Below are 25683 nucleotides of genomic sequence, written 5' to 3'. Positions count from 1 at the left end.
GACGGCTCCGGGGGGGCTTAGGGCTGGCGCAGATCGAAGAAACGCACGGGCTTCCTGGAGCTGCCGAAGACTTTCTGCCGCGCTTCCGTGCAGGACACGCTGTGCAGATTGACGTGCAGGCGGGTGCTGGCGAAAAGCGCGTCCTCGATGCGCAGGCTGTCCATATCCCCGGCATGGAAGGAGATATACAGGTCAATTTCGTCCGACAGAGCCTGGCCTGACACTTCCAGGTAGTAATTGTCGACGCCGTCAATTTGATCGAGTACATGAAAAAAGGCGCTGGGAAACAAGGTCGTTCCCCGCACTTTGAGCATCTGCGCTTTGCGGCCGAGAATGGGCCCCAGGCGGAGCGTGCGACGGCCACAGGGGCAGTCAGCCGCCAGCTGGAAACTGATGTCGCCGGTGCGAAAACGTAGGAGGGGCATGCCGGTGACCTGCAAGGGCGTCACCGTCACTTCGCCCTCCCGCCCCGGCGGCAGCGGCTGCCCCGCGTCGTCCAGTATCTCGACCAGCGCCAGGTCGGCCGGGGGATGCCCGCCGCAGCGACCGGCGCATTCGGTAAAGCTGGTGACGATTTCCGATGATGCGTAGGTCGAGTACACCGCCCCGGGCCAATATGACTCCAGCTTCTCGCCCAGCGGCGTCAGGCCCATCGCGCGGGTCCGCAGCGGCTCACCAATGCAGATCAGGTGGCGGATGCCGCTGGCGTCAATGCCTTTATCCTGCAGATAGTGCCCGAGCTTGGCCAAAAAGGACGGCACGCCGACGATCGCCGTGATCTGGCCATCGCGGATGATCTCCGCGTGGCTTTCCATGCTGGTCAGGCCGTTGCGCACAGCCGCGGCGCCAATCTTGACCACGCCCAGGTAATAGGCCAGCCCAGCAATGAAACAGCGGTCCATCGTGCAGGTCATCAGTACGGTGTCGTCAGCGCTCAAGCCGGCGGCCAGAAAGCCGCGGGCGTCATTGTAGGCCAGGCGCTCCAGGTCCGACGTCGTGTAGGCAATCCGGCAGGGACGGCCCGTCGTGCCACTGGTAAAACAGATGTCGGCAATCGCACGCTGCGGCGCGGCAATGAAATCGTCGTTATGCTCCGCGAGATCGCCCTTGCTGGTCAAGGGCAGCAACGGCAGCTCTTCCAGCCGCAAGGCGCGCTCCGGTAGCCCCGCCAGCAGTCGGCGATAATAGGGCGAATGCCGCCGGCAGTAGGCCACATGCTCGTTCAGCAGCCGCTCCTGCTCAGTGCGGATCGTCGCCGCCGATTGCAGGGACAAGTCATTTTCCAGGCTGAATGACGGCATCGTCCAACTCCTTGTCCATCTTCGCCGTTTCCTGCCTGATGCGGCGGTGCACGGCTATTTTCAATGCGTAGGCGCTGGGGAACTGATCTTGCTCGGCCGGCAAGATGGGCGGCAACAGCCGCACCATGATCGTACCGCTTTTCTTGAACTTGAACCGCCGCGTCGGCATCTCTTCGTTGCCGGCAATGCAGCCGGGATAGATCGGCAGGCGCAATTCCCGCGCCAGGTGAAAAATGCCGCTGCGGAAGGCGTTCATGTGCCGCCCGCCAGAGCGGGTGCCTTCCGGAAAGGCCACAATCGATACGCCCCGCTCATTCAGCATTCTGATCTGCGCCGCGAAAGACGCGTAATCCCCCGCCGTCGAGTCAATGTACTCGCCGAGACGGGCGAAATAACCGTAGAATTTCAGGCGCATCGGCCAGCCATTGACAATCTGGACTATCTCTTCGCCGAGTACGGACACCAGAAAGGGGTCGGATGACGAGCGGTGGTTGAAAACGTAGATGCCGGGACGGCGCTGGCCGCCCGACAAATCCTCGAAACGGACGCGAATGCAGGGCCGCATCGCAACATAGACAATCATGCGCCCGTATACCAAAATGATATAACGGATCACCCGGCCCCGCAGGCGCTCCGGAAGCGCCAAGGACAGCAGGTAGGGCAGGCCAAATATCAGGCAGAAAAGCAGCGATGAAAGAACCAGCAGGCTATAGATGAGTATGGACAGCCACATGCTTGTGCATTATTCCGGCAGTTTGGCAATCAAATCAGGGTTGTCACGGGCCAGCTTCTCCACTAAGTCATAGATGTCCTGCAGGGTCCGGATCTGCTGCACATCCTTGTTGTCACGCAGTGAGATGCCAAATTTCCGCTGTAGGCCGGTGATCAAATCAACAATATCCAGGCTGTCCAACGCAAAGTCTTCAAAAATGCGCTTTTCCGGAGTCAATTCCTCCGGCTCAAGTTCAAATTGGTCGACAAATATCTGGTTGATCAACTCAATAAGTCTGTCCCGCGTCATCACAAGTCCTTTCCTCGCCAGCTCAGCGCGCGCCCCGGCCGGCTCATGCTCCCGCTTCAGCGCTACGCATTATCAGTGTGGCATTGACCCCGCCAAAGGCAATGCAGTTTTTCACCACGGTTCGGACCGGCTGTTGCCGCGGCGCCGCCGGCAAGTCCAGCCCGGCGCAGTCCTCGGCCACCGCCGCGAGATTGGCGTTGGGCAGGATCACGCCATGGCGCATCATCGCCAGCACCGCCGCAGTTTCAATCCCGCCAGAGGCGCCAAGAGTGTGCCCGAGCTGGCCCTTCACACTTGAAACCGGCACCCGATCGCCAAAAACGGCCCGAATTGCCGCCGCTTCTTCTCGGTCACCGGCGACCGTGCTGGTGGCGTGAGCACTGACGTAATCGACATCGTCGGGCGCAATCTGCGCATCCGCCAGGGCCAGGCGCATGCACGCTTCAATGGACGCGCTGTCAGACTGGCTGATCTGCGTGCCCGTGCAGTTGGTCGCATAACCGATGATCTCAGCCAGCACCGGCGCCTGACGCCGCCGGGCGTGCTCGTATTCCTCGACGACCAAAATGCCGGCGCCTTCGCCGCAGACCAGGCCGCAACGCCGGGCATCAAAGGGCCGCGATAATTCCTCCGGCGGGAGCTCGTCACTGTCCGCCAGCGCATACAGATGCCGGAATGACCCCAGCACAATCGGCGTCACTTCGTCTGACCCGCCTGCCAAAAACAGCTCCTGACGGCCCGCCAATATCTGCTCGTAGGCCAGGCCAATGGACTGCAGGGACGACGCACAAGCCGAACACGGCGACAACTGCACACCGTTGATACCGAAAAAATTGGCCACATTGAACGCCGATGAATGCGACACGATGCGGAAAAACTGACAAGCCGACAGGTCATTGAAGCGATGCTCAATGACCGCCTTGGTCGATTCATAGACCTCAGAGGAACTGCCGATGGTGGAGCTGATGATGCAGCCGGCCCGACCATTGCCGAGAATCTCGGCTGCCAAGCCGCTCTCGACAACGGCCTGCTGCGCCGCCAGCGTGGCAAACAGGGCCGCATTGCCCATGGAACGGCGATAGTGCCTCTTGATGCTTTTGCTTTTTTCCGGTGATATCGCCACCGGTGCCGCGCTGACGTGGTCCGATCCGACCGGCACCAGCCCCTGCCATTCGGGCATCAGCCGTACCGCACTCTTGCCCGCAAGCAGTGACTGATATAATTCTGCTGGCGTATACCCCAGTGAACTGGTGACTCCGGCACCGGTAACCACTATTCTTCTTTTCATGAATGAAGACCAATCAGTTGCTTGCCACAAACCGTCATCCACCAGGCGACAAGCAGTATGCGCGCAACAGGCCCACTAGCTTGTTTGTGCCAAATCTCTCAGCACGAAAAGACACAAAAAAACACTCTAAGATAATGCAAAGAGAAGCTCTTCTCAAGCAGCGCCGTCTCGAATCACGGCTTAGCCGGTAATCGCTCAGTCATTGATAAGCAAAACAGTGGTGCCTCTACGAGGCACTGTCTGTTGGCAGGCTGCGTCCCCAGGCTAAAGCCTGGGGTTAAGCATGGTTAAGCGCCTACGGCGCAAAAACATGGGGATTGAATAAAGGTGGCTTTCGGCCCGAATCAGACAACGCAAGTCGTCAGATCGGCCAAGTTCGGCCCGGAGGGCCGTACCCACGCGACGCTAAGAAGCACGAACACCGTCGTCAGATCGGCCAAGTTCGGCCCGCAGGGCCGTATCCACGCGACGCTAAGAAGCACGAACACCGTCGTCAGATCGGCCAAGTTCGGCCCGGAGGGCCGTATCCACGCGACGCTAAGAAGCACGAACACCGTCGTCAGATCGGCCAAGTTCGGCCCGGAGGGCCGTACCATGCATAACCCCTGGTGAGGCGCCCGGAGGGCGCCGCAACCAGGGGTGTGACAACAACCTGGAATTGCGCCCGGAGGGCGCCACATTCGCCCGGAACGACGCATCCCACCTCGCCAGAGTGAGGCATGACTGGCATACAGTATCAATGACTCCTATGAAACCGATGCTCTGCATTTAACGGTATCCATGGCACTTGTTGTTTCAACCAAGCAGCCTTTTCTCGTCGTGCATTTCCGCCGCGAAGCGGCAGAAGCGCTGAAAGCGCGAAACATACCAGCCCAGGGCAAGCGGCGCCGAAGGCGCGCGCCGCCCTGGGTAGCGCGCCCTCTACGCTCGTGTTCCTCGGCCCCTTTGGCCCCAGTCGGCGAAGCTGACTGGGGCCAAAGGGGCAATGGAACTCACTAGCTTGCCTGGGGTTGACGTCAGCGGCATGTCGGGCATCCAATATCAATGACTCCTATGAAACACGCTGCCGCAAAGGTCGGCGGAAATCAAGGTCGGATGGCTGGGCGGCGACTGGCCGTGGGTTTCCTGCAAATTGTCCCCGGTGTTTTCCCCACCGGGGTGGTTACTCCTATGAAACCCGCTGCCGCAAAGGTCGGCGGAAATCAAGGTCGGATGGCTGGGCGGCGACTGGCCGTGGGTTTCCTGCAAATTGTCCCAGCGAAGCGCCGGGGTGTACACTCCTATGAAACCCGCTGCTCTTCATTTAACGGTATCCATGGCACTTGTTCAACCAAGCAACCTTTTCTCGTCGTGCATTCCGCCGCGAAGCGGCAGAAGCGCTGAAAGCGCGAAACATACCAGCCCAGGGCAAGCGGCGCCGAAGGCGCGCGCCGCCCTGGGTAGCGCGCCCTCTACGCTCGTGTTCCTCGGCCCCTTTGGCCCCAGTCGGCGAAGCTGACTGGGGCCAAAGGGGCAATGGAACTCACTAGCTTGCCTGGGGTTGACGTCAGCGGCATGTCGGGCATCCAATATCAATGACTCCTATGAAACCCGCTGCCGCAAAGGTCGGCGGAAATCAAGGTCGGATGGCTGGGCGGCGGCGGGCCGTGGGTTTCCTGCAAATTGTCCCAGCGAAGCGCCGGGGTGTACACTGACCGATTACTTTAGCCGTCCCGGCGGCATGCATCCTGGGACCGCCGCCGTCCCGGCGGTATGCATCCTGGGATCGCCGCCGTCCCGGCGGTATGCATCCTGGGATCGCCGCCGTCCCGGCGGCAGTCGTCGTTTTTTTATCCGCAGATTGCCGCAGATTGCCGCAGATTATTTGTTTAGATTGGCTGCTTGGTGTCGTCAGGACTTCCCCGTTCTCCTCACGACGCTCGTCTCGCGGCGTGGTGCGGGCGTCTCGCCCGCACCGGCGAGACGGCTCATCAAACCGTCCTCGCCATCCCCGCCGACCGTAACTGGCTCGTCTCCCGGCGTCCTGTCGCCACGCCCGTCTCCCCACCGCCTATCCTGGCTAGACAGCGTACCCTCTCCGTGCCAGAAACTTCTCCCCTGCCGTCTTGCAAAAGCCCAATTGCGAAGCAGAATAAGTCACGCTGCGCGCGCATCTTTTTGCAGTCATGTCCTCCCTAGCGTTTTCCGGTTGTTGTTTGGCGTTTTTTTTTCTGTAAACATCATGGTCAAGAATAAAATATCACTCCCGCCGTCCACTGTTTTGCGGTTGATTGGCGACTATTTGTCGTCGCGCTTGCGCGAGCAGCTCAAATCCGTAGCGTTTATTGTCATTTACCTCGTGGCTTTTCAGATGCTGGTGTTTGGTCGGGCACCGGCGCAGGCACTGGTGATAGCGGGTGGCATTGCGCTGGTAGTGGTGGGCCTGGCACTGTTTTTGGAGGGGTTGATACTCGGGCTGATGCCGCTGGCTCAGCGTGTGGGCATACAGCTGACCTCCCATGGCGGTCTGAAGATTATCATCCCCATCGGCTTTTGTATCGGTGCCGGAGCGACCTTCGCGGAACCGGCGGTGGCGGCCCTGCGGGCCGTCGGCAGCACGATTTGCGCTTGGGATGCGCCCTTGTTGTATTTTCTGCTGCAGCAGCGTCCGGAGTGGTTGATCAGCGCTATTGCCATCGGCGTCGGCATCGCGGCGGCTATTGGCCTGATGCGCTTTTATCTGGGCTTTTCCATCAAGCCGATCATTCTGGGCGTCATGACGCTGGCTTTGCCGTTGACGGTTCTGGCTGCGCATTCCAGCAATTTGGCGGCCGTGCTCGGCCTGGCCTGGGACGCCGGCGCCGTTACCACCGGCCCGGTGACGGTGCCGCTGATGTTGGCCCTGGGCATTGGCATCTCCCGTTCATCCGGTCGCAGTGAAAGCGCTGCCGATAGCTTTGGCACCGTCGCCCTCGCTTCTGCCCTGCCCGTGTTGACCGTCCTGCTGCTCGGTGCGCTGCTCCTCTCCCATGTGCCGCAACCATGCAGCGAAGAGGAATTCTTCTCGCCGGCCATGCGGCCGCAAGCGGTGGCGCTCCTCGGTGGCGACGACGCGCTGCGCGCCTATGCCATGCGCATGGGCAGTGCCAGTAGCCGTTCTCAGTTTGCTGAAACGGACGCTGTCAGCAAAGTCAATGCAGGTGGCGCGATCGACGCCGGAAAACCGATTGTGCCGGCCGCCGGCATCACGCCCTTGGGGCTGCTGCGGGAGGAGTTCGGGCATGCTGCGCGCGCGGTCCTGCCGTTGACGGTCTTTCTGGCGTTGATCCTTATCCTGTTGCTTCGTGACCGCCCGCGCTTTCTTGACGAAGTCCTCCTTGGCATTGCCTTCTGCCTGCTTGGCATGTGCCTGCTCGGCATCGGCATTCGCGTGGGCCTGAGCCCCCTCGGCAATGAAGTCGGCGCCCGGCTACCGCAGGTCTATCGCGATACCACGGTCGAAAAGGGCCAGATCGTCATTAAGGACTTCGATCCGGCGATTCTCTTCCCAGCCGTCAGCCGGGATGGCGGTAGCGTCAAGGTCTTTCAGCTCCTTGACGGCCAAAAGGTCCAGGCGCTCACCTTCAACCCCGACTGGTACAACGAGGCCGAACGCGTCTACACGCATCATGTCAGGACATCGCCGCTGCTGCATCCGGAACTCACGCGCATTGGTCTGCTGCTCATCCTCCTTTTCGCTTTCGGCATGGGCTACGGCTCGACCATCGCCGAGCCGGCCTTGAAAGCCCTGGGACGCACGGTGGAAGACCTGACTGTTGGCACAGTCAAAAGCGTGGCCATCATCCGCGCCGTGTCCATCGGCGTCGGCATCGGGCTGATTGTGGGCGTCATCCGCATTCTCTACAACATCCCCATGACTTGGATGCTCTTGCCGCCCTACCTGCTGCTGTTCCCGCTAACTATCGCCAGCGACGATGATTTCGCTGGTATCGCCTGGGACTGCGGCGGCGTCACCACCGGCGCCATCACCGTGCCGCTGGTGCTGGCCATGGGCCTGGGCCTGGGAGAACAACTCCATATTGCTGATGGCTTCGGCATTCTCGCCATGGCATCGGTTTATCCGATCCTCACTGTCATGCTCTTTGGCGTGGCCATTCGCCTGCGGGAACGGACCTTCGCCCGCGCGGCAGAAGGAGCAAATGACCATGAGTGAGCAGCTGCAGACCATACACCGCGTGACCTGCGCCATTCGCCGCGAGCGCAACCATGGCGCCATGGAACAACTGGGCAACATCGGCTTGCGCTCGGTGTTCGTCGAAAGCGGCCGCTGCGTTCGTCGTCGTCGGCGCGGTCGGCCCTTTGGCCTCCCGGGCTTTAGCGAGCGTTTGGAAGACAGCCCGATTGACGTCATCCACTTCAGTGTGCCACCCGAGCTCTCCGAGCCCGTCGTGCAACGCCTGGCTAGTGCCCTGCAGATCAATCAGCCCGGACATGGCACCATCTTCACCCAGGAATGCCGCTCGTTCTTCCAGAATCCCCTGACGGCGGCGGCGCCCATTGTTGACCAAGATGACTACCCACCGGGACTGCTGCGCGACTTGGCCCTCATCACCTGCATTACATCCATTAGCGGCACCGGCGAAGAGCTGGCGCGCGTGGCCCTGGAGCTCGGCACCGGCGTGCCCGTCGTCACCCTCGGTGCCGGCACGGGCTTGCGCGACCGCCTGGGCCTCCTGCGCATTACCGTGCCCGCCGAGAAAGAGGTCATCCGCCTGTTGGTGCCCGCTTGGGACGCCGAGGGCCTGATGCGCATGCTGATCGAAAAAGGCCGTCTGAACCGGCCCGGCCGCGGCTTCATCTACTGCAGTCCTGTCGCTGCCGGTATCCTCGACACCAGTCTTCTCGTCGGTCCGCAGCAGCATGCCGCCACCATCGAGCAGGTCGTCGCTGCCATTGACCGACTCGAAAAAAGCACCGCTTGGCGCCGGCGTTTCCCCGTGCTTGACCCCGACAGTGGCTTCAGTCTGCAATCCCGCAGCGAAAAGATCACCCTCATCTGTCAAGAGGAATTCGCCGGCAAGTATGCGGATGTAGCCATCGCCGCCGGTGCGGGCGCCGCTACCAGCGCGCGCCTCCAGCAAATCAGCCTCGGCGATGCCCCCGGCGGCGCCTGCGAACGCTGCACCTTCGTTGTCCGCAGTGCGCAGAGCAAGGACATTCTTAACGCCCTGACTACCGCGCAGGACGACATCGGCGTCACCTTGGAGTCGCTGGACGTCGAGCCCGTGGACTTCTCCTTCTCCTACCGCGCCGAGGCATCGCGCTTCTTCCGCCGCGGCGGCGCCCAGTCGTCTTGACAAATATGCGGCGGGCCTGGCGCCCCAGCATAAAAACAGCCCCGGAGCTGATGCCCCGGGGCTGTGTGAAGACACATACTGCCATATCCCTACGAAGGACCGCTTACTTCCTTGGATCGCCACGTACAGCGCCATCGATGCGCAGGCGGCGATAGTGCAGTGGCTCGACGTGGCCGTCGAAGAACGTCGCGTTGACGCAATCATTATGTCGATAAGCCACCGTGCCGACGCCGCCGACAGTTGACACGTCACCGCCAATAGCGATATAGCCCTTGCTGGCTGTATAGGGGTCCCAGTTATAGAGCAGCCAATCCAGGCCGTCGGCGTAGGCCAGGCGTTCGGAAGGCTTTGGAATTGCCGTCAGCACATAGCCGGTTTCTACCCAAGTGCCGCTATGTAAGCCTTGATAGGTAACGCCGTAAGAGGAACCAAAATAGCCGTAGCCGGCCGTATTCAGAGAACGCGCGCCGCGGGAACTCGGGCAAAGCATATTTGGCGGAAAGCGCCCGCCGGTACCCGTAACAGCCACTTCTGGTACGCCCAGATAACTGCGGAAAGGATTGTTGTCATACACCGTCGGCGTGACCACCGGTACCCAGCGATCACTGTAGTCACCAGCGTACATGATGGATGCCGTGCCCATCTGCTTCATGATGTTCGTGCAGGAGATGCTCCGGGCTTTGTCCCGTGCTTTGCTTAAGGCCGGCAGGAGCATCGCCGCCAATATCGCTATAATTGCTATTACAACGAGTAACTCAATCAACGTAAAGACTTTTTTCATAGCCTGCAACGCTTTCTTTGTTAGGTGCTGTGACGGGTTAACTGCGGGTGTCAATGATTATACACAATCGTAACATAGAAAACAATAGTGGCACACAAAAAAGGCCCCGGACTAGATGATCCGGGGCCAAGTGAAGATGTGATGTGTGACGGCAGTGCCGCCAGCCGCCTTTATTTCGCACGCGGTGTGCGCACAGCCGAATCAGTAAGCAGTCTACGGTAATGCAGGGGCTCGACGTGCCCATCGAAGAAAACCGCGTTAATGCAGTCGTTATGACGATAGGCTACCGTGCCTTTGCCGGCTGGTACTAAGTCCTCGCCGCCAAGAATGATATAGCCGTTGCCGGAAAGTGCGTTCCAGCTCCACAGGAGCCGATCCAGGCTGTCCGTGTAGGACAGGCGCTCGGAGGGCCGGGTGATTTCGGTCAGATGGAACCCCGGCGCCACCCACGTGCCAGTGTTCAGGCCGGAGTAGCACACGCCGTAGGACAGAGTAATACTTCCCCAAGTGCCGCTTGCACGCGAGCCGCGGGAATTTGGGCAGAGCATGTTCTTAGGAAAATTGTAATTTCCCGTCACGGCCACCAATGGCACGCCCAGGTAGCTGCGATAGGCATCCATGTTGCACCACGTCCAATTGTCTGGTAGGGTATTGACTGGCGGCCACCAATCATGGTTGTCGCCAGTGTACATGACCGACGCCGTGCCCATCTGCTTCATAATACTCGTGCAGGAAATGCTCCGAGCTTTGTCCCGAGCTTTGCTCAACGCCGGCAGGAGCATCGCCGCTAATATCGCGATGATGGCAATCACAACTGGTTCCTACCTTGAATTTTAGCGAATATATATTATATACAGGGAGCTTTATTCGTCTGAGTAATTCCCTTTTTTCAGGAGTGCCGACCATGTCAAAAGTCAACGCAGTGATCTATGCCCGTCAGTCCAGTGGCAAGGAAGAAGAAAGCGAATCGATTGCCATGCAGATTGAGAAATGCATGGAGTTGGCAAGGAAACGCAAAATTGAGGTCATCGCCACGTATAACGACGCAAATGCATCGGGCCGCCTCTATCCATCTGGTGCAGAGAGTATTGCCGATCAGGACAGCGTCTTTCAGGATTGGTACCGGAAAAACACGGCCGAAAAAAAGTATCGCCCCGGCTTGCGTCAAGTTCTGGAGCAGCTGTCAAGAATTGATTATGTCATTGTCTACGATACGACGCGACTTTACCGTCCCATCCAGCGCAGCTATCTGCAGAATTACGTTGACAATCAGCTTATTGCGAACAGCGTCAAGCTTCTGACCCTCAAGGAGGGTGAGAGTAATCCGTCGGACTTTTCAGACAGCCTGGTGACCACTATCAAGTCCCATGTCAACGACAATCAGATCAAGTTGACCAGCGAAAAGTCAAAAGCCGCGATGAGCAAATTGAAGGACGACGGCTACTATGCCACTGGGCCCAAAATGTACGGCATCCGCTACCTTGGTGGTAAGGATCGGGCGGTTGAAGTGATTCCCGAGTGCGTGGAGGTCATCCGCTTCGTCTTCGACCAAATCATCTTGCTGAAGCCCTACAACCAGATCGTTCGCCAGATGAACAGCCGATTTGCCGGGCGCTGTGCGGGGAAGGGCTTCTATGACTCGTCCTTCCGGCATATCGCTTCGCAGCCTTTCTACTGTGGCTACATGTACGATACGCAGGGCGCCCTGATCAAGGCCAAGCAAATGCAGGGGAAAGAAATAATAACGTACGAAACCTGGGAGAAAGTCCAACGCATTATGAGCCGGCGTCGTGCGGAGCCGCAGAGGAGAAAAAGCCTGCCGCATCCCTTTTCGCATCTACTGCATTGTGGCTACTGCGGCGCGAAGATGATCGTCGGGCAGGACGGCAACAAGGAGTTTTATCACTGCTTCCGAGGCGCCAACATCAATACTGACGCCAATTGCCGTTCAGCGCGAGTCACCATCAATCTCATCAGACACTCGGATGAGTTCGTCGGTCTGAAGGCCAGCGTGGCTCCCCTACTGGCACTGGCCCTCTATAAAGAAATTGAACAGCATGACGTCATGAGAATGAAAGGACATGAGCTGGAAAAGCTCAAAACCGACCTCGTCGCGTGTGTGTCGCGCCTGGACGCCGCCGCCTCTGCCTATGGCGCCGGCGAGCTGTCTCTGGCAAGTTTTCAGAAGGTTGAGGCGCTGCTGAACGGCAAAATACTCAAGACCAAAAAGGAAATCGCGCAGATAGAAAATGCCTGCGCCAGCCAGAACAAGGTCGAGGAAAGAGCACGGCAGTTCCTCTTGAAAATTGATGACCTCATGGCTGATAGACTGGAAGACCACGTCTTTGAGGAACTCCTCCGCGGAGCCGTAACGCGCATTGACTGTTTTAATGATCACCTTGAGCTGAAAACCGTCTATGGCGATTTCACCCTCGAACGCTTCATGAAGGGGAAATTCCGTAATTTTCCGAGATTCACCTACAAAATCATCCCTGTCGATGGCTTCAAACGTGACATCCGAAAAACCAAAATCAATGTCACCTACGTCTATGGAAAACATGCTAATAAAAATTTGGTGGTAGACCTGGAAGTAATGAAAATTTACGCCCAGCGGTAGGACGAAGAAAAAAAGCAAAAAAAAGAGCCGCAACGCGGCTCTTAGGCATGCAACGAACGCTTAAACACTAAAACTTGCGGCAGGAACCTACCAGGAGCTCAATCAACGTGAAAGTCCGATGTTTCATGGCGCTGTCCTTTATTTAGTTGCCCATTACCCAGTTGCTAGTGAACAAGAATTTCTATCGTCTTGTTACCCAACACGTAGAATATTCACCTTCATAGAGCTGAATAATAATGGACGTTTACGCCAATCGCATGGACATTCGCTTCATTTGCCCGGCGACAGCGGCCAAATGGCACCGGCAATCGATAGCATCCGACGGCGCTCGACGGCGCTCGACGGCACCCGCCCGCAATCAGGCGATGGCTCGAAAACTGTCGTGCCTCTACGAGGCACTGTCCTTTGGGGGGCTGCGTCCCCAGGCTAAAGCCTGGGGTTAAGCATGGTTAAGCGCCTACGGCGCAGAAACATGGATATTAAATGATGGAGGTTTTCGACCCGAATCGGACAAAGCAAGTCGTCTGATCGGCCAAGTTCGGCCCGGAGGGCCGTACCATGCATAACCCCTGGTGAGGCGCCCGGAGGGCGCCGCAACCAGGGGTGTGGCAACAACTTGGAATTGCGCCTGGAGGGCGCCACATTGGCTAGCACGTCTAGTCTCACCGCACCGGCGAGGGGGCATTTCGTGCATCCGATATCAATGGCTGACCGATTGCGGCAGCAGGTTTCATAGGAGCCATTGATATCTGTTGTCCCTGCGTCATTTTTGATCGCCCAGCCGCAAACCATCATCCTGTTGGCATTTGAGCGCTGAAAGCGCGATCTATGATAGCCCAGGGCAAGCGACACCGAAGGCGGAGCGTCGCCCTGGGTACAACGGCGACTACGTCCGTGTTCCTCGGCCTCTTTGGCCCCAGTCGGCGCAGCTGACTGGGGCCAAAGAGGCAATGGAACTCACTTACTTACCCGGGGTTGACGTCGCGACATGTCTGGACGTTCGTTCTCAATGGGTGACCGATTACGCTTAGCCGGTAATCGCTCAGTCATTGATAAGCAAAACAGTGGTGCCTCTACGAGGCACTGTCTGTTGGCAGGCTGCGTCCCCAGGCTAAAGCCTGGGGTTAAGCATGGTTAAGCGCCTACGGCGCAAATACATCCGCCGGATATAGACCGCAATCGATGGCAATTCAACGGCAAGCGGTGACAAGCGCCGGCGCGTGAACTGTGGTGCCTCTACGAGGCACTGTCCTTTGGGGGGCTGCGTCCCCAGGCTAAAGCCTGGGGTTAAGCATGGTTAAGCGCCTACGGCGCAAATACATCCGCCGGCAGCATTCGCCGGCATCCGCTGGCATTCGCCGGCATTCGCTGGCATTCGCTGGCATTCGCTGGCAGGCGCGTCGCCCTGGGTAAACCGCCATCGACGTCGTTGTTCCTCGGCAGTCTTATTCCTCGTCGTCCTTGCCCATGGCTTCGGGGTAGAGGCGGAGGATTTCCTCGGCGAAGGGCTGGAAATCGCCTTTTTCGAGGTGTTCACGGGCTTGCCGCATGAGGTCGAGGAAGAAGAAGAGGTTATGGGTGGTCATCAGCCTGGCGCCGAGGATTTCGTTGGTATTGAGCAGGTGGCGGATGTAGGCCCTGGTGAAATGCCGGCAGGCATAGCAGCCGCAGCCATCCTGGATGGGCGTGAAGTCTTCTTTGTACACTGCGGCTTTGATGGGCAGGGTGCCGGTAGGGACATAGGCGCTGCCATTGCGGCCCATGCGTGTCGGCAGGACGCAATCAAACATGTCAATGCCGTTCATGACGCCGATGATGAGCTGCCGCGGGGTACCCACGCCCATGAGGTAATGCGGTTTGTCCTCCGGCAGCAGCGGCGCACAGGTGTGGAGCACTTTGACCATTTCGGCCTCGGGTTCGCCAACGCTGACGCCGCCCAGGGCAATGCCGTCAAAATCCAGTTCGCAGAGGGCTTTCACCGCCTTTTCGCGGAGATCGGGGAAGACACTGCCCTGGACGATGCCAAAGACCTGCTGGCCCGGCGCGCGCGGCTGTTCGCGGCAAATCGCGGCCCAGCGCAGCGTCAAATCCAGCGACCGTTGCGCTTCATCCCAGGTCGCCGGCCACGCCGTGCAGTCGTCGAAGACCATGGCGATGTCTGATCCGAGATCGCGTTGAATGGCCATGGATTCGACGGGGCCCATGAAGAGCCGCGTGCCGTCGATATGCGATTGAAAATGCACGCCTTCGGTGGTCTTTTTGCCGAGTTTGCTCAGGCTGAAAACCTGGAAGCCGCCGCTGTCGGTCAGAATCGCTCGCTCCCAGGCCATGAAGCGATGCAGGCCGCCGGCCGCGCGCATGATGTCCATGCCGGGGCGCAAATTGAGATGGTAGGTATTGCCGAGAATGATCTCCGCGCCCATATCGCGCAGTTCATTCGGCGCCATGGCTTTCACGGTCGCCTGGGTACCGACCGGCATGAAAACCGGGGTTTGCACCGTTCCATGGGCGGTCGTGAGTTCGCCCCGGCGGGCGCGACTGTGCGGATCGCGGCATTTTATACAGAAAGCCATGTTCGCTTGTTCTTTCCTGGTTGCTGCCCGTTGCCATGTGGCGCACAGGCTTTATCATCGTCATCTATTGGTAACAGTAATGGCACCGCCCTACCCCGCCGCCCTGCCCGCTCCACAGCGTTGCTCCGACGTCGCCCAAGCCTGACTTTCCTCGACGCGGCACGGGCCTTCCTTGGCCATGCTATCGTCCAAACGTCAGCCGCCGGGCGGCTAAAGTCACACCTGGACGTTAGGATGCTTTTTCGTCCTGCCGGCGCAGATCGACTTCGAGTTTCCAACTGCGCTTACCCTTGAGCTCATCGCACCACAGTTGGACCGTGCCAATGTCGGTCAGGACAGCCCGTAGTCTGACGGGTACCATCACGCCGGCCTTTTTCCCGTCGTCGTCGTTGGGCAAGGTCGCCTGCAATGGCGGCAATTCGGTCAATTCGCCGTCCTGCCAATCGCTTAGCCGTTCGCCGACGGCGTCCTCCTGCCGCGTGGTGCTCGCGTAGAAACGGAATTGCGTGGGCTCGCCGACGACGAGTGCCAAGCCGGCGGCGGCGATGTCGGCTTCACTGCCCTCTTCCATGCCGTAATTCACAACGCAGAGTGCTTCTGGCGGCGGCGTGAAGCCCGGCACGGCCGGCATCGGCGCTTCCACGCCGATATAGAAGGCCCGGGCGCTACCGGCCTTGATGCGAATGCCACCGCTGCGACGGACATGGCCCAGCCACGCTGCGCCGCGTGCTACCGCCATGTCGCTGTCCTGCTGCGCCAGCTCCTGAATTTCGGGTGCGCCAGCACCGCGCCAGCTGGTCAGCGCTGAGATCAGCTTCTCGCGAAAGGCGGTCGACTTGGCGACGCCGCCGTTGAAGAGCACCAGCGTCGGCAAAATGGGCCGCCCTTCGGCATCGTGGAAGCTGTGCAGATTCAGGAAGTTCGCCAAATGGCGGGTAAACGCCGGGTCCGCGGCGTAACGCAGGCCCATGCTGCGTAGCCCCGACTGGGCCGCGCCGGCCAGGCCCTCGCTGATGTCGCAGGGCGGGAAAAAGCCGTCCAGCAGCATTGCTTCCCATTCATCCCTGCTCAATGTCGTGCTGATGGTGCCTGCGACAACGCCCGTGCCGCGGCCTAACACCGTGAGCGGAAAGGGCTCCTTGGCACCACCACCAAAATGCTCTTTGGCTTGCCGACAGGCATGGACCAGGCCGTTGATCTGATGCGCAGTCAGGCGCAGCCCTTTTTCCTTTTGTAGCTTGGCCGCAATCGCGTATGCCAGCGTCAAATCCATGTTGTCGCCACCCAACAGGGTGTGCTCGCCAACCGCTAGCCGCTGTAGGGCCAATTCGCCGTCACTGTCATCGGCAATGATCAGGCTGAAGTCGCTGGTGCCGCCGCCAATGTCGCAGACTAATACGACATCACCCGGTTGGATGATCTTCCGCCACCGGTCTTCATGATCGGCCAACCAGGCGTAAAAGGCCGCCTGCGGCTCCTCCAACAGCGTGAAGGCCAGCCCCGCCGCCGTCGCCGCCGCTACCGTCAAATCTCGGGCCATCGGCTCAAAAGACGCCGGCACCGTAATGATCAGCTCCTGATTCTCCAGGCGCATCTTTTTGTCGCCCTTGGCTACACAGTAATTCCAGGCGTCCCGAAGATGCTCCAAGATCATTTGCGTCGCTATCACCGGTGATAACTGCTCGGCCGGATCTTCCGCTGCAACCGGCAAGCAGGCGCTTCGTGGGTCGATGCTACTCGAACATAGCCACGATTTCGCGGACGATATCACCCGCGACGGCGACAGGCTGCCCATCAGCCGCGCATACTCGCCAACCAAATGACCCTTCGCTGCCTTCTCCCAGGGCAGGGCGTTCAAACCCCCGCTATCACCGCTCCCGCCCGCCAAATAGATGTAAGAAGGCAACTGCGGCAAGGCCGCGATCTCACCAGCCGCAATCAACTGCGGTACTGCCAAGACCTGCAGGCCCGCAGCAATATCCTCACTGTCTATGTACGACAAGACGCAGTTCGTCGTCCCTAGATCTATCCCAACGGTGTACCGCGAAACGCGTTTGCTGCTCTTTTCCAAAATGCCGTCTCCTATGCATCCTTATCACACACCCAAGCCCAGACAACACTCCCTAACCATTCGCTTTGAGTAGGGCAGGGCGCCGTAAACCCTTTAATATAACAATCTTTCAAATACTTACCCATAACAAACGCCCCAACAGCCCGTATTTACGTAATCGGTCGGCCATAGCTTGTGGCCGGGCTCAGTGGACACCGGGGACCATGGGGACGCCTTGGCGGCGCAGCGCAGGGGCGAGTACTCACGACTCATAACCTGGATTCCCGGGAAATATAACTATGCCTCCGGGGCGGGGGTGGCGGTCGCCGTCTCCGGCTTGTAGGTCTTGGACGGCTTGCCATCGGGGGCCAGGATGCCGAAGGCCTCATAGATTTGCCGTTGTCTTTCAGTGATTTCGCTGTATCGTGCGCGTTGCCCCTGATAGTCGAAACGCTCAATGACGTCGAGTTCATCCAGCAGGCTCTGGATGGAATAGTTGCGGTACAGATTCCTGCTTTTCATGACCTTGTGGATGTAGGAGATGTAGATCAGAGCGACAAATTCCACGAACAGCTTACCTTCGAGGTTTTCAACCGAACTGACCAGCGTACGGTTGAAATCCAGGCGGTTCTTCAGATTGTTGAAGGTCTTTTCCACCAGGTCCTTGTTCCGGTAGCACTCCAGAGCCTTGTCTCCTTCTTTCACGTCATTGGACAACAGCACGAAGTAGCCAAAATCGTTCGTGTGCTGCTTGATAGCCTCATCATTGTACTCGACTCGAGTTCCCTTGACTGGTGTGGTTTTGATGGTCAGCAGCCGTTGCGCCCTCTTCAGCTGCGCGTCCGTGGCTTTGCCACTTTGCACGGCGGTCTTGAGTTCCGTCAGATCGTGGTTGAACTGGGCCCTTTCCGCTGCCGCGCGCTGTTCATTATAGTACACGTGGACGTACATGCGGCGCTTTCCCCGTTCTTCACCGCCATTACGCATGCTCCAGGCATAGTCCCAGTTGATCATGGTGCTGATGCAATAGACATCGTCAGCCTCAATATAGTTGGCGTAGTGAACCAGCCTGTCCCTAACCGCTTTCACGCTGCTGCAGGCCAGGGTCGTGTCCGGGTGCAGGCCGCCGATGAATTTGTAGTGTGCGTGATACAGGGCGTTGACATTCCTCGCGCTGAAGAAGCCCATATCCCAGACCAGTTTCACCTTGGCGAACTCAAGAAACGCCGCGTCGGCAATCATGTTTTCCATGGTGCTGATGTCGCTGATGTTACCCGGCAGCAAGCGGTAGTACACGGGGAGTCCCGACTCCTCCCCAAACACCATGGCCAGATTGATCTGCGGCAGGCGCTCGCCGTCCTTGTTGTGGCCGTACTTGACCTGCTTGATCAGTTCGGAATACGACGAGATGCTGGTCGTGTCATAGGCAAGGTATTCCCGTTCCAGGCGGCGCTTCGCCTGCAGGCGGAAGAAGTCCAGCTTGGCTTCCTCGGTGATACTCCCGAACAGTCGACTGATGCCCTGTGATCCCAAGGCATGGGTGAGGCGATGCCAGTGGGAGAGCATCCAGCGCGGAAAACGATAGACGGCGCTTTCTCCCTCCTGTACCAGAAAGTAGGCCAAGGAGATGATCTGATCTTTCATGGAGGGGAAGCTCTGGGCGATATCCTCCTCCACGCCAGTCACTTTGCCGATATGATCCAACAGGTAGCCGGCGCCGTAAAAACGCCGCTCAGCCGATTTGACCGCATCCACAGCCGACAATGCTTGGCCGGCCAAGTAGGACTTGCTGGGAATGAAAGCGCCTTGCTCGTCCAGACGGCCAATGTATGTGCGCCGATGACGGCATTGTTTTTTATCCGTGTCCCAGTAAGGGTAGTCCTCATAGACCCGCGGAACGCCATTGATCACCTGAACCCGCCGTTTCGGCGCTGCGCCTTCAGAATCTGCCATGGTCTTGCCTCCGTGAACCAGTGATAAGCAACAACAAGATGAAACTAGTTATATAGTATAACAATGAATAGCAAAAAACAAGCCGGGCAAGAGCCCGGCAGACGTTTTTTTCAGCTCAAAATGAAAGGCGCGAGGCGCGCCTTGTTATATTTCCCGGGAATCCAGGTCATAAGGCATGGTCCCATGGATAGGACTGTGGGGACTTTAGGGACGGTGGGGAATGACGCATTGGACTCCGGGGACCTGTTGGCTGACACTCGGGACTACTGGGAACGCAGCCGCTGTTTAGGCGGTTTTCGGCCCGCGGGGACGCACTATGCGTAACCTCAGGCGAGGCGCCCGCAGGGCGACGCCCCCCCGGGTATCCAGCAACCCGGCTTTGCGCCTTGGCGGCGCCACTTTGGCCAGGATACGTCGCGTCCCAGCGCGCTAGGTAGAGGCATGCCTGGCATACACTAGCAATGGCTGACAGAGCACGTATTGACACCCGCCGATAACACCGGCCCGGGAAGGCCCGGCAAGACAACAAAAAACGTGGTTTTTATCAATAGTTAATTAGACTAGATTGTAGTTAGGTAAACTTCACTACACTACAGTATACTAATAATTATTTATTTGCCTTGGTTACTCTCCTGCAATTACTTACGTCTTTTTTTGCAATCTTTATTGTCTGCTCTTGTCAAGCCCTTAGAAGTGTAGTATGCTATACTCAGCTTGTTTCTATAGGCTTTTGCTGGTGGCTGGTGGCTAATGCGCAGTGGCTTGGTGTGGGGCGGGCCAGTGGGGTTATGGAGGGGCTTTGGGCGTTATGCCGGCCGGGCTGTTAGGGCTGGCTATGTCTGCAGCGGGGAGGGAGGGCCAAGGACGGCGAAGCCTTGGCTGCGAGGTACAAATAACAAGTAGGCGGCCGAGAGTTGGCTAGGCGTGGCCGGGTGTGGCCTGGAAAGCGGCGACCCGGTATGGCGGCCCGGTATGATAGAGAATAAGGACGGTGACGCACGATGCCGCAGAGCAGTCAGGACAGCAGCAAGCTCTTTGATGAGCAGGTCAGCCGTTTGCACGAGTTGCATTATCTGGTGTTATTTTGGGCTGCCCAGGGGGAAGGCCGTGGCTGCAAGTATAACATCACGAATTGTTTTGACGACTTGAAGCATGCCGGTGTGACGCGCACGAAACAGACGGCGGTGGCGGCGATTGAGGGGCTGGCGACGCTCTGTTTTATCGACATCCGTGACGAACGCAACCGCAAGAACATATATATTACCAAATACGGCGCGAAAGCCCTGGAAGCCCTGGTGATGAGCAACCAGTTCCAGCCGAAACCCTCAGCGTTCCTGGAGGAGCAGTAAAATGACAATCGGTATAGGTGGCGCGGGCAGCAAGATTGCAGCGAAGCTGGACAGCCAGGCGGTGCTGGTGAATGTGTCGGAGACCGAGTTAAACAAGGTCCCCGGCGGTGCCAGACGCATATTGGCTAGTGTGCATGCGGCGCACGGGCAGTTTCGCGGCTCGCGGAAGAACCCGCAGATTGGCCATGACGCCTATCAGTCGGTTCGCCGGGAGCTGCTGGAGCTGGTGCGCGGCAACATGGTCTTCTGTTCAAGCGGCGGTGGTACTGGCAACGGCATAGCCACCGGGCTGCTGCAGGACCTCTCGAAGGTCGGCGACATCAACACTGCGGACAAGACCTTCTTTGGGATCATTCTGCCTTATGCCAAGCTGGAGTCCAATGAGTTTGTCAACAACACGATAGAGTTTCTGACCGGGCCGCTGGCCGAGGCCATTGATAGCGGCAATACGGGCAACATCGTGTTGTTCAATAACAAAAAGAAGTTTGAGGAAAAGATTTCCGAGGACCGCTACAATCAGCTACTGGTGGATTCGCTGAAGCTCTTCTTGAGCATTCCGGACAAGAATGACGTGTATCGGCTGCTTGATGGCCACATTGATCATGAGGACTTCGCGCTTTTCATCTCCAAGCCGTACTTCAACCACTTCACCTTCCTGGATTACGACCCGGCCAAGCCTTTTGGCGAGCAGTTGGATGCCAACAGCAATCCGCTGCTGCTGGAACCGGAAGCAGCCATCGAGGCGTTGTTTCTGCTGGAAGTGCCCCGTGGCGGCGATCCGACCATTTTCTACAACATCTTGCAGTACTTCTCGGATAAGAATGTCTCGCCGATCTACAGCGTGGTTGAGAATCCCGACCGCCAGAAGCCCTTTTTGACCGTCGCCCAGCTTTACTCGCGGAAGCCGGCGGAGCTGGTGGACGACTTCAACCGCATCACCGAGCAGCACGTGCAGGCCAAGGTAAAGAAATCCCTCGATCAGAATGTCGTCCTGCACAAGCTTGACGTGAACATGGAACAGGAAGCGCGGCGGGCCGTCAAACAGCGCGGCGATACCGAAGACGTCCTGGCCACCTTGCGGCGACTGGGGAAACTGTAAGCGCAAACTAAACATCGCGCTAACCGCAGCCTTTATGACCTTTCGGCATAAGCGCTTACGTTGGGAAACGTGAGGGGATACTGATAGTTGAATGAACGACGACGAAAAAAAACAACCTGAAGTACGCAACGCGATCGAACCGACGCAGCGCCGCTATATAACCCAGTCCAAGAACAAAGCAGACTGGAAAGAAGCCCGGGAAGCACTCGAACGCAGTCGGTACAGCTTGGACGAATTGCTGGCCCGCGGGGCCGAAAGCGTCCTCTACCGCGGCACCTGCGAGGGCCGGCTGTACTGCATCAAGGCCGTGCGCAACAAGCTGGGCAAATTCATCGGCCAGGCCATCACCCGCCGCAACGATGAAAAGCTCGAAAAAGTGTCGTATCGGACGAAAATGCGGCATATCAAAAACGAGTATGCCGTGGCCAGAAAGCTCTACGACGACGGCCCCTTGCCGGTGGTGCATATCTACGCGCTGCGGCGCGTCAAGCGCTTTGGGCTGGAAATCGGCTACGATCTCATCATGGAGTACCTGCGGGGCCATGATCTGAGCGACAAGAATCTGGTCAAAAACCTCAGCACCGAAGACAAGATCAAGGTCTTCCACCAGGCAATTCTGGCCTTGGGCTACATGCACCGGCGGAAGATCATCCACTTGGACATCAAACCGTCGAATTTCATGCTCTACGATGGCCAGGTCAAGCTGATTGACTTTGGCGTGTCGGTGCTCAGTGGCTTCCGCGCCAATGCCATTACCGGCACCGGCGGCTATCTTTCACCAGAGCAGATCTGTAAAGAGACACTGGACGAGGGCACGGACATCTTTGCTCTCGGCGTGGCTTTTTCGGTCTTCTTTGGCGCCAAGCCGCTCAGCCAGACCCAGGAAGACCTGCTGACCCGGCAAGTGCGCCAAGAGGCGCGCTATCATCTGGACAACACGACGATTCCGACGGTCATGGAAATTCCCGAGCTCAAAAATCATCCCCGCATTGCCGAGCTAATCCGGGAGTGCACCATACCCAAACGGGCTCAACGGATCAATAACTGCAACGTGCTGGCGAGCATGCTGAAACACCAGGCGGAAGAATACGGCATCGTCATCCCCAACACCCAGACCTAAGCGTCGCCAAGCCGCTGAAATGTGCGCCCTGACACCGCTTGCCGGCGTTGGCTGGCCCCCGGCAATAGCCGTCTTCGCTGGCAGCGGCCAACGGTGTTGGAGCCAAACCAGCCGGGAGCAGGCCATTGGTAGCGTCAAGGCGGCGGGGGAGAGCACATATCGCCCGCCGCGACACCTAGTCACCCCATACCCATTCATCATCCGTTTCTTTGCGTCCAGCAGGAGTACATCACGATGAGCATTCGTCCCATTGAGCAGGGCAGTGTCACCTCACCAGCCGGATTTCAGGCGTCAGGCATTATTGCCGGTTTGAAGCGCAGTGGCGCCAAAGACCTGGCTATGCTGTATAGTCCGCGACCCTGCGTGGCCGTCGGTGCCTTTACCAGCAACCTTTTTGCAGCGGCGCCAGTCATCTACGATCGCAAGCTCATTGCGGCAGACAGCCCCATTCACGCCATTGTCATCAATAGTGGCAACGCCAATGCCTGCACCGGCCAGCAAGGCCTGCAGGATGCGGAAAAAACCGCGGCGCATGCCGCCAGTCTCCTCTGCTTGCATCCGTCGCAGGTGCTGGTGTCATCCACGGGCCGCATTGGCGTGCCCATGCCCATGGGCATCATCCTCGCCGGTGTGGACAAGGCAGTCAAAGCCCTCGCCGCGGCTGGCGGTCGCGATGCCGCCGATGCCATCATGACTACGGACACCAGGCCCAAGAGCCATGCCGTCGCCGTGGATGTTGGCGGAACTACCGTGCGCATTGGCGGCATGACCAAGGGCGCCGGCATGATCGCACCAAAACTGCGTATGCAGCCGCCGCAGGCGACCATGCTGTCCTACATCACTACCGACGCTGCTATTGAACGCCAGGCGCTGCACGACTGCCTGGCGCGGGCGCTGGACCTGTCCTACAACCGCATCACCGTCGACGGCGACACCAGCACCAACGACACCGTGATCGCACTCGCCAACGGCGCCGCCGGCAACGATCTCATCAAGGTCGGCACGCCTGAGGCCGAGCTGTTCTTCCAGGCCTTCGTCGAAGTGGTCGCACGACTCGCCCGCGAGATGGTGCTTGACGGCGAAGGCGTCACCCGCTTTGTCGAAATCAATGTCTGCGGTGCGAAGAACGCCGCCGAGGCGCGCCGCTGTGCCGAGGCTATCGCCAACTCCGCGCTCTGCAAGACGGCGTGGTTTGGCGCCGATCCCAACTGGGGCCGCATTCTCTGCGCGGCGGGCTACTCCGGCTGCGAATTTGACCCGACCACGGTCAATCTGGATTTCATGAGCACGCCGGTGGTGCGTCGCGGGATGGACGCTGGCACGCCGGAAGCCGAGCTGGCAGAGATCGTCAAAGCCAAGGAATTAACCATCAATCTCGACCTCGGTGCCGGGCCGGGCGCCTTTACCGTCTGGTCCTGCGATATGACCTACGATTACGTGAAAATCAATGCGGATTACCATACCTGAGCCGTGCCGGCATTGGCAAGCTGGTCCCAAGGGACCCCGGGGACCGTGGGGAATGGTTAATGTGCGAAATCTTGTGATGAACACTTGTAGTTGCCAACCAATGATTCCAGGTGTAAATAAGAACTATTCTCTTCTTATGGAGAAAACTTTTTACACTAACCTGCTCCCGTGAAACCGATGCTCTTCACTTTACGGTATCCATGGCACTTGTTCAACCAGGCAGCCTTTTTTCGTCGCGCATTTCCGCCGCGAAGCGGCAGAAGCGCTGAAAGCGCGACGCATACCAGCCCAGGGCAAGCAGCGCCGAAGGCGCGCGCCGCCCTGGGTGGCGCGCCATATTGGTCCGTGTTCCTCGGCCTCTTTGGCCCCAGTCGGCGCAGCTGACTGGGGCCAAAGAGGCAATGGAACTCATTGATTGCTGCTGCGGGCACGTTTGCGTGTGGCTGTTTGGAGGTCGGGTAAGGTCATGATCCCAGGCGACGGTGCGGGCGGGACGCCCGCACCACGGCCGGGAGACGGGCGCGCGACGCATACCAGCCCTGGGATAGAGCCCACGGCGCAGACAAAGGGTTCGGAACTACTGTGTCAAGTCTCTCTTTCTATCACAAGATTTCGCACATTACCGGGGAATGACGGCTTGGCCGCCGGGGACGGCTTGGCGGCGACCAAGATAGCGTCCATAGCGTCCATTGCGTCCATAGCGTCCATAAAGACGACGACAACAGCAGCGAGTATGCCTATGCAACTTAACATGGAACCCCGGCCGGTGTTGGCCGTGTGTCTCAATCCGGCCTGGCAAAAGACTCTGATCTTCAGCCACCTGCAACCCGGCGAGGTCAATCGCGCCCGGCGGGTGCATGAGTGCGGCGGCGGCAAAGGCGTCAATGTCGCCAGAGTGTTCCGGCGGCTGGGCCTGCCCGTCGCCGTGGCCGCCTTTGCGGGGGGGTATCCGGGACAGCGCCTGCGCGGAGAGTTCGGTGAGGTCGGCGTCGAACCCATCGTCGTCGATGTCGCCGCGACCACGCGCTGCTGCTTTACCGTCATCAGCGAAGACGACGGCGTTGTCACCGAGCTCATTGAGCCGTCAGGGCCCATCGCGGCTCGCGAGGCAGAGGCACTGCAAATGCTCATAAACGGGCAAATACGGCGTTTTGGTGCCGTGGCCCTGTCGGGAACCGTCCCGCCGGGCATCAGTGGCGAATTTTACGCGTCAGTCGCCCGCGAAGCCGCGATGCATGGCGTGCCAGTGTTGCTGGATGCCGTCAAGGATATCGCGGCGACGCTGCAGGCCGGCGTGACCATGCTAAAGATCAACGCCGCCGAATTGCGCGAGCTCGGCGGTGCCGACGATGTGGCCGAGAGCGCGCAGCGCCTCTGCCGCCGCTTTGCTGCGTTGGCCTGGCTCGCAGTTACCGACGGTCCCCGGCCGGCCCAGCTCTTCTCCCGCAGTCGTAGTTGGCGCTTCACGCTACCGGCGTTGCCGCGTGTCGTCAGCGCCATTGGTGGCGGCGACTGCACGGCGGCCATTCTCTGTCGGCGCCTGGCCGAAAAACCAGACGCCACCGACGAGCTTATGGCCGATTTCTACGCCGAGGCCCTCGCTTGCGCCTCCGCGTCCTGCCTCACCGACACGCCGTCGGTCTTCGACCCGGCCGAGGCCATGAAAATCCGCGCCGCAATCATTATCGAGGCCGTCCGAAAAGCATAGTTGGTTTTTGCGAGGGGGCG

18 protein-coding genes are annotated in these 25683 nt (G+C 58.9%); 8 read left to right on the top strand and 10 right to left on the bottom strand.

The window, feature by feature from the left end:
• Window positions 1-17: 17 nt before the first annotated feature.
• The 5 genes from J3R75_RS07150 to J3R75_RS07130 all read right to left on the bottom strand — a co-directional run bounded on the left by J3R75_RS07150 (window position 18) and on the right by J3R75_RS07130 (window position 4888).
• Window positions 18-1301 carry a phenylacetate--CoA ligase family protein gene (locus tag J3R75_RS07150; protein ID WP_307260795.1) on the bottom strand — a complete coding sequence of 428 codons (1284 nt, stop codon included), beginning with the start codon at window positions 1299-1301 and terminating at the stop codon, window positions 18-20.
• Window positions 1276-2034, bottom strand: a complete 759-nt coding sequence (locus J3R75_RS07145; RefSeq protein ID WP_307260794.1) for a lysophospholipid acyltransferase family protein — start codon at window positions 2032-2034, stop codon at window positions 1276-1278. The genes J3R75_RS07150 and J3R75_RS07145 overlap by 26 nt, the downstream gene beginning before the upstream one ends.
• A gap of 9 nt (window positions 2035-2043) precedes the next feature.
• Window positions 2044-2322 carry an acyl carrier protein gene (locus J3R75_RS07140; protein ID WP_307260793.1) on the bottom strand — a complete coding sequence of 93 codons (279 nt, stop codon included), beginning with the start codon at window positions 2320-2322 and terminating at the stop codon, window positions 2044-2046.
• Between the two features lie 43 nt (window positions 2323-2365).
• Window positions 2366-3610, bottom strand: coding sequence for a beta-ketoacyl-[acyl-carrier-protein] synthase family protein (locus J3R75_RS07135; protein ID WP_307260792.1), 1245 nt, complete (start codon window positions 3608-3610; stop codon window positions 2366-2368).
• A gap of 1041 nt (window positions 3611-4651) precedes the next feature.
• Complete coding sequence (locus J3R75_RS07130; protein WP_307260791.1) at window positions 4652-4888, bottom strand: hypothetical protein; 237 nt, start codon at window positions 4886-4888, stop codon at window positions 4652-4654.
• 943 nt (window positions 4889-5831) lie between these two features.
• On the opposite strand from J3R75_RS07130, the gene J3R75_RS07125 reads away from it, so the two are divergent.
• On the top strand, window positions 5832-7802 hold the full coding sequence (locus J3R75_RS07125) for a DUF1538 domain-containing protein (RefSeq protein ID WP_307260790.1): 1971 nt from the start codon (window positions 5832-5834) through the stop codon (window positions 7800-7802).
• Entirely contained in the window at window positions 7795-8946 is a 1152-nt protein-coding gene (locus J3R75_RS07120) for a hypothetical protein (RefSeq protein WP_307260789.1), read from the top strand. Before J3R75_RS07125 ends, J3R75_RS07120 begins: the two co-directional genes overlap by 8 nt.
• 103 nt (window positions 8947-9049) lie before the next feature.
• On the opposite strand, the gene J3R75_RS07115 is transcribed toward J3R75_RS07120, so the two are convergent.
• A complete protein-coding gene (locus J3R75_RS07115; protein WP_307260788.1) occupies window positions 9050-9727 on the bottom strand; it encodes a prepilin-type N-terminal cleavage/methylation domain-containing protein in 678 nt (225 codons plus the stop codon).
• Between the two features lie 170 nt (window positions 9728-9897).
• Window positions 9898-10539, bottom strand: a complete 642-nt coding sequence (locus J3R75_RS07110; RefSeq protein WP_307260787.1) for a hypothetical protein — start codon at window positions 10537-10539, stop codon at window positions 9898-9900.
• A 92-nt stretch (window positions 10540-10631) separates the two neighbouring features.
• On the opposite strand from J3R75_RS07110, the gene J3R75_RS07105 reads away from it, so the two are divergent.
• Complete coding sequence (locus tag J3R75_RS07105; RefSeq protein WP_307260786.1) at window positions 10632-12344, top strand: recombinase family protein; 1713 nt, start codon at window positions 10632-10634, stop codon at window positions 12342-12344.
• A 1445-nt stretch (window positions 12345-13789) separates the two neighbouring features.
• Here the strand turns inward: J3R75_RS07105 and tgt are convergent.
• From tgt to J3R75_RS07090, 3 genes are all read right to left on the bottom strand, one after another.
• Window positions 13790-14917, bottom strand: a complete 1128-nt coding sequence (tgt, locus tag J3R75_RS07100) for a tRNA guanosine(34) transglycosylase Tgt (RefSeq protein ID WP_307260785.1) — start codon at window positions 14915-14917, stop codon at window positions 13790-13792.
• Between the two features lie 229 nt (window positions 14918-15146).
• Window positions 15147-16988, bottom strand: coding sequence for an Hsp70 family protein (locus J3R75_RS07095; RefSeq protein ID WP_307260784.1), 1842 nt, complete (start codon window positions 16986-16988; stop codon window positions 15147-15149).
• 276 nt (window positions 16989-17264) lie between these two features.
• Complete coding sequence (locus J3R75_RS07090) at window positions 17265-18920, bottom strand: IS1634 family transposase (RefSeq protein WP_307260783.1); 1656 nt, start codon at window positions 18918-18920, stop codon at window positions 17265-17267.
• Between the two features lie 1001 nt (window positions 18921-19921).
• Between J3R75_RS07090 and J3R75_RS07085 the strand changes: the two genes are divergently transcribed.
• From J3R75_RS07085 to J3R75_RS07065, 5 genes are all read left to right on the top strand, one after another.
• Window positions 19922-20269 (top strand): hypothetical protein, encoded by a 348-nt coding sequence (locus J3R75_RS07085; RefSeq protein ID WP_307260782.1) that lies wholly within the window; start codon window positions 19922-19924, stop codon window positions 20267-20269.
• 1 nt (window position 20270) lies between these two features.
• Window positions 20271-21368 carry an FtsZ/tubulin family protein gene (locus J3R75_RS07080; RefSeq protein ID WP_307260781.1) on the top strand — a complete coding sequence of 366 codons (1098 nt, stop codon included), beginning with the start codon at window positions 20271-20273 and terminating at the stop codon, window positions 21366-21368.
• 91 nt (window positions 21369-21459) lie between these two features.
• Complete coding sequence (locus tag J3R75_RS07075) at window positions 21460-22488, top strand: serine/threonine protein kinase (RefSeq protein ID WP_307260780.1); 1029 nt, start codon at window positions 21460-21462, stop codon at window positions 22486-22488.
• A 234-nt stretch (window positions 22489-22722) separates the two neighbouring features.
• Complete coding sequence (argJ, locus tag J3R75_RS07070) at window positions 22723-23955, top strand: bifunctional glutamate N-acetyltransferase/amino-acid acetyltransferase ArgJ (RefSeq protein WP_307260779.1); 1233 nt, start codon at window positions 22723-22725, stop codon at window positions 23953-23955.
• 733 nt (window positions 23956-24688) lie between these two features.
• The gene (locus J3R75_RS07065) at window positions 24689-25663 is read left to right on the top strand and encodes a 1-phosphofructokinase family hexose kinase (protein ID WP_307260778.1); all 975 of its coding nucleotides are present in this window, start codon (window positions 24689-24691) and stop codon (window positions 25661-25663) included.
• Window positions 25664-25683 lie beyond the last annotated feature (20 nt).

This window comes from Oligosphaera ethanolica, assembly GCF_030814695.1.
GTDB classification, from domain to species: Bacteria; Verrucomicrobiota; Lentisphaeria; order Oligosphaerales; family Oligosphaeraceae; genus Oligosphaera; species Oligosphaera ethanolica.
Note: the sequence above shows the minus strand (reverse complement) of the source record. Positions and strands in the feature narration are given on the sequence as shown.

Coding starts and splice junctions, on each gene's coding strand:
- J3R75_RS07125 (WP_307260790.1), top strand. CDS start 5,832: ATGGTCAAGAATAAAATATCACTCCCGCCGTCCACTGTTTTGCGGTTG.
- J3R75_RS07150 (WP_307260795.1), bottom strand. CDS start 1,301: ATGCCGTCATTCAGCCTGGAAAATGACTTGTCCCTGCAATCGGCGGCG.
- J3R75_RS07145 (WP_307260794.1), bottom strand. CDS start 2,034: ATGTGGCTGTCCATACTCATCTATAGCCTGCTGGTTCTTTCATCGCTG.
- J3R75_RS07075 (WP_307260780.1), top strand. CDS start 21,460: ATGAACGACGACGAAAAAAAACAACCTGAAGTACGCAACGCGATCGAA.
- J3R75_RS07120 (WP_307260789.1), top strand. CDS start 7,795: ATGAGTGAGCAGCTGCAGACCATACACCGCGTGACCTGCGCCATTCGC.
- J3R75_RS07140 (WP_307260793.1), bottom strand. CDS start 2,322: ATGACGCGGGACAGACTTATTGAGTTGATCAACCAGATATTTGTCGAC.
- J3R75_RS07135 (WP_307260792.1), bottom strand. CDS start 3,610: ATGAAAAGAAGAATAGTGGTTACCGGTGCCGGAGTCACCAGTTCACTG.
- tgt (WP_307260785.1), bottom strand. CDS start 14,917: ATGGCTTTCTGTATAAAATGCCGCGATCCGCACAGTCGCGCCCGCCGG.
- J3R75_RS07085 (WP_307260782.1), top strand. CDS start 19,922: ATGCCGCAGAGCAGTCAGGACAGCAGCAAGCTCTTTGATGAGCAGGTC.
- J3R75_RS07105 (WP_307260786.1), top strand. CDS start 10,632: ATGTCAAAAGTCAACGCAGTGATCTATGCCCGTCAGTCCAGTGGCAAG.
- J3R75_RS07115 (WP_307260788.1), bottom strand. CDS start 9,727: ATGAAAAAAGTCTTTACGTTGATTGAGTTACTCGTTGTAATAGCAATT.
- argJ (WP_307260779.1), top strand. CDS start 22,723: ATGAGCATTCGTCCCATTGAGCAGGGCAGTGTCACCTCACCAGCCGGA.
- J3R75_RS07080 (WP_307260781.1), top strand. CDS start 20,271: ATGACAATCGGTATAGGTGGCGCGGGCAGCAAGATTGCAGCGAAGCTG.
- J3R75_RS07090 (WP_307260783.1), bottom strand. CDS start 18,920: ATGGCAGATTCTGAAGGCGCAGCGCCGAAACGGCGGGTTCAGGTGATC.
- J3R75_RS07065 (WP_307260778.1), top strand. CDS start 24,689: ATGCCTATGCAACTTAACATGGAACCCCGGCCGGTGTTGGCCGTGTGT.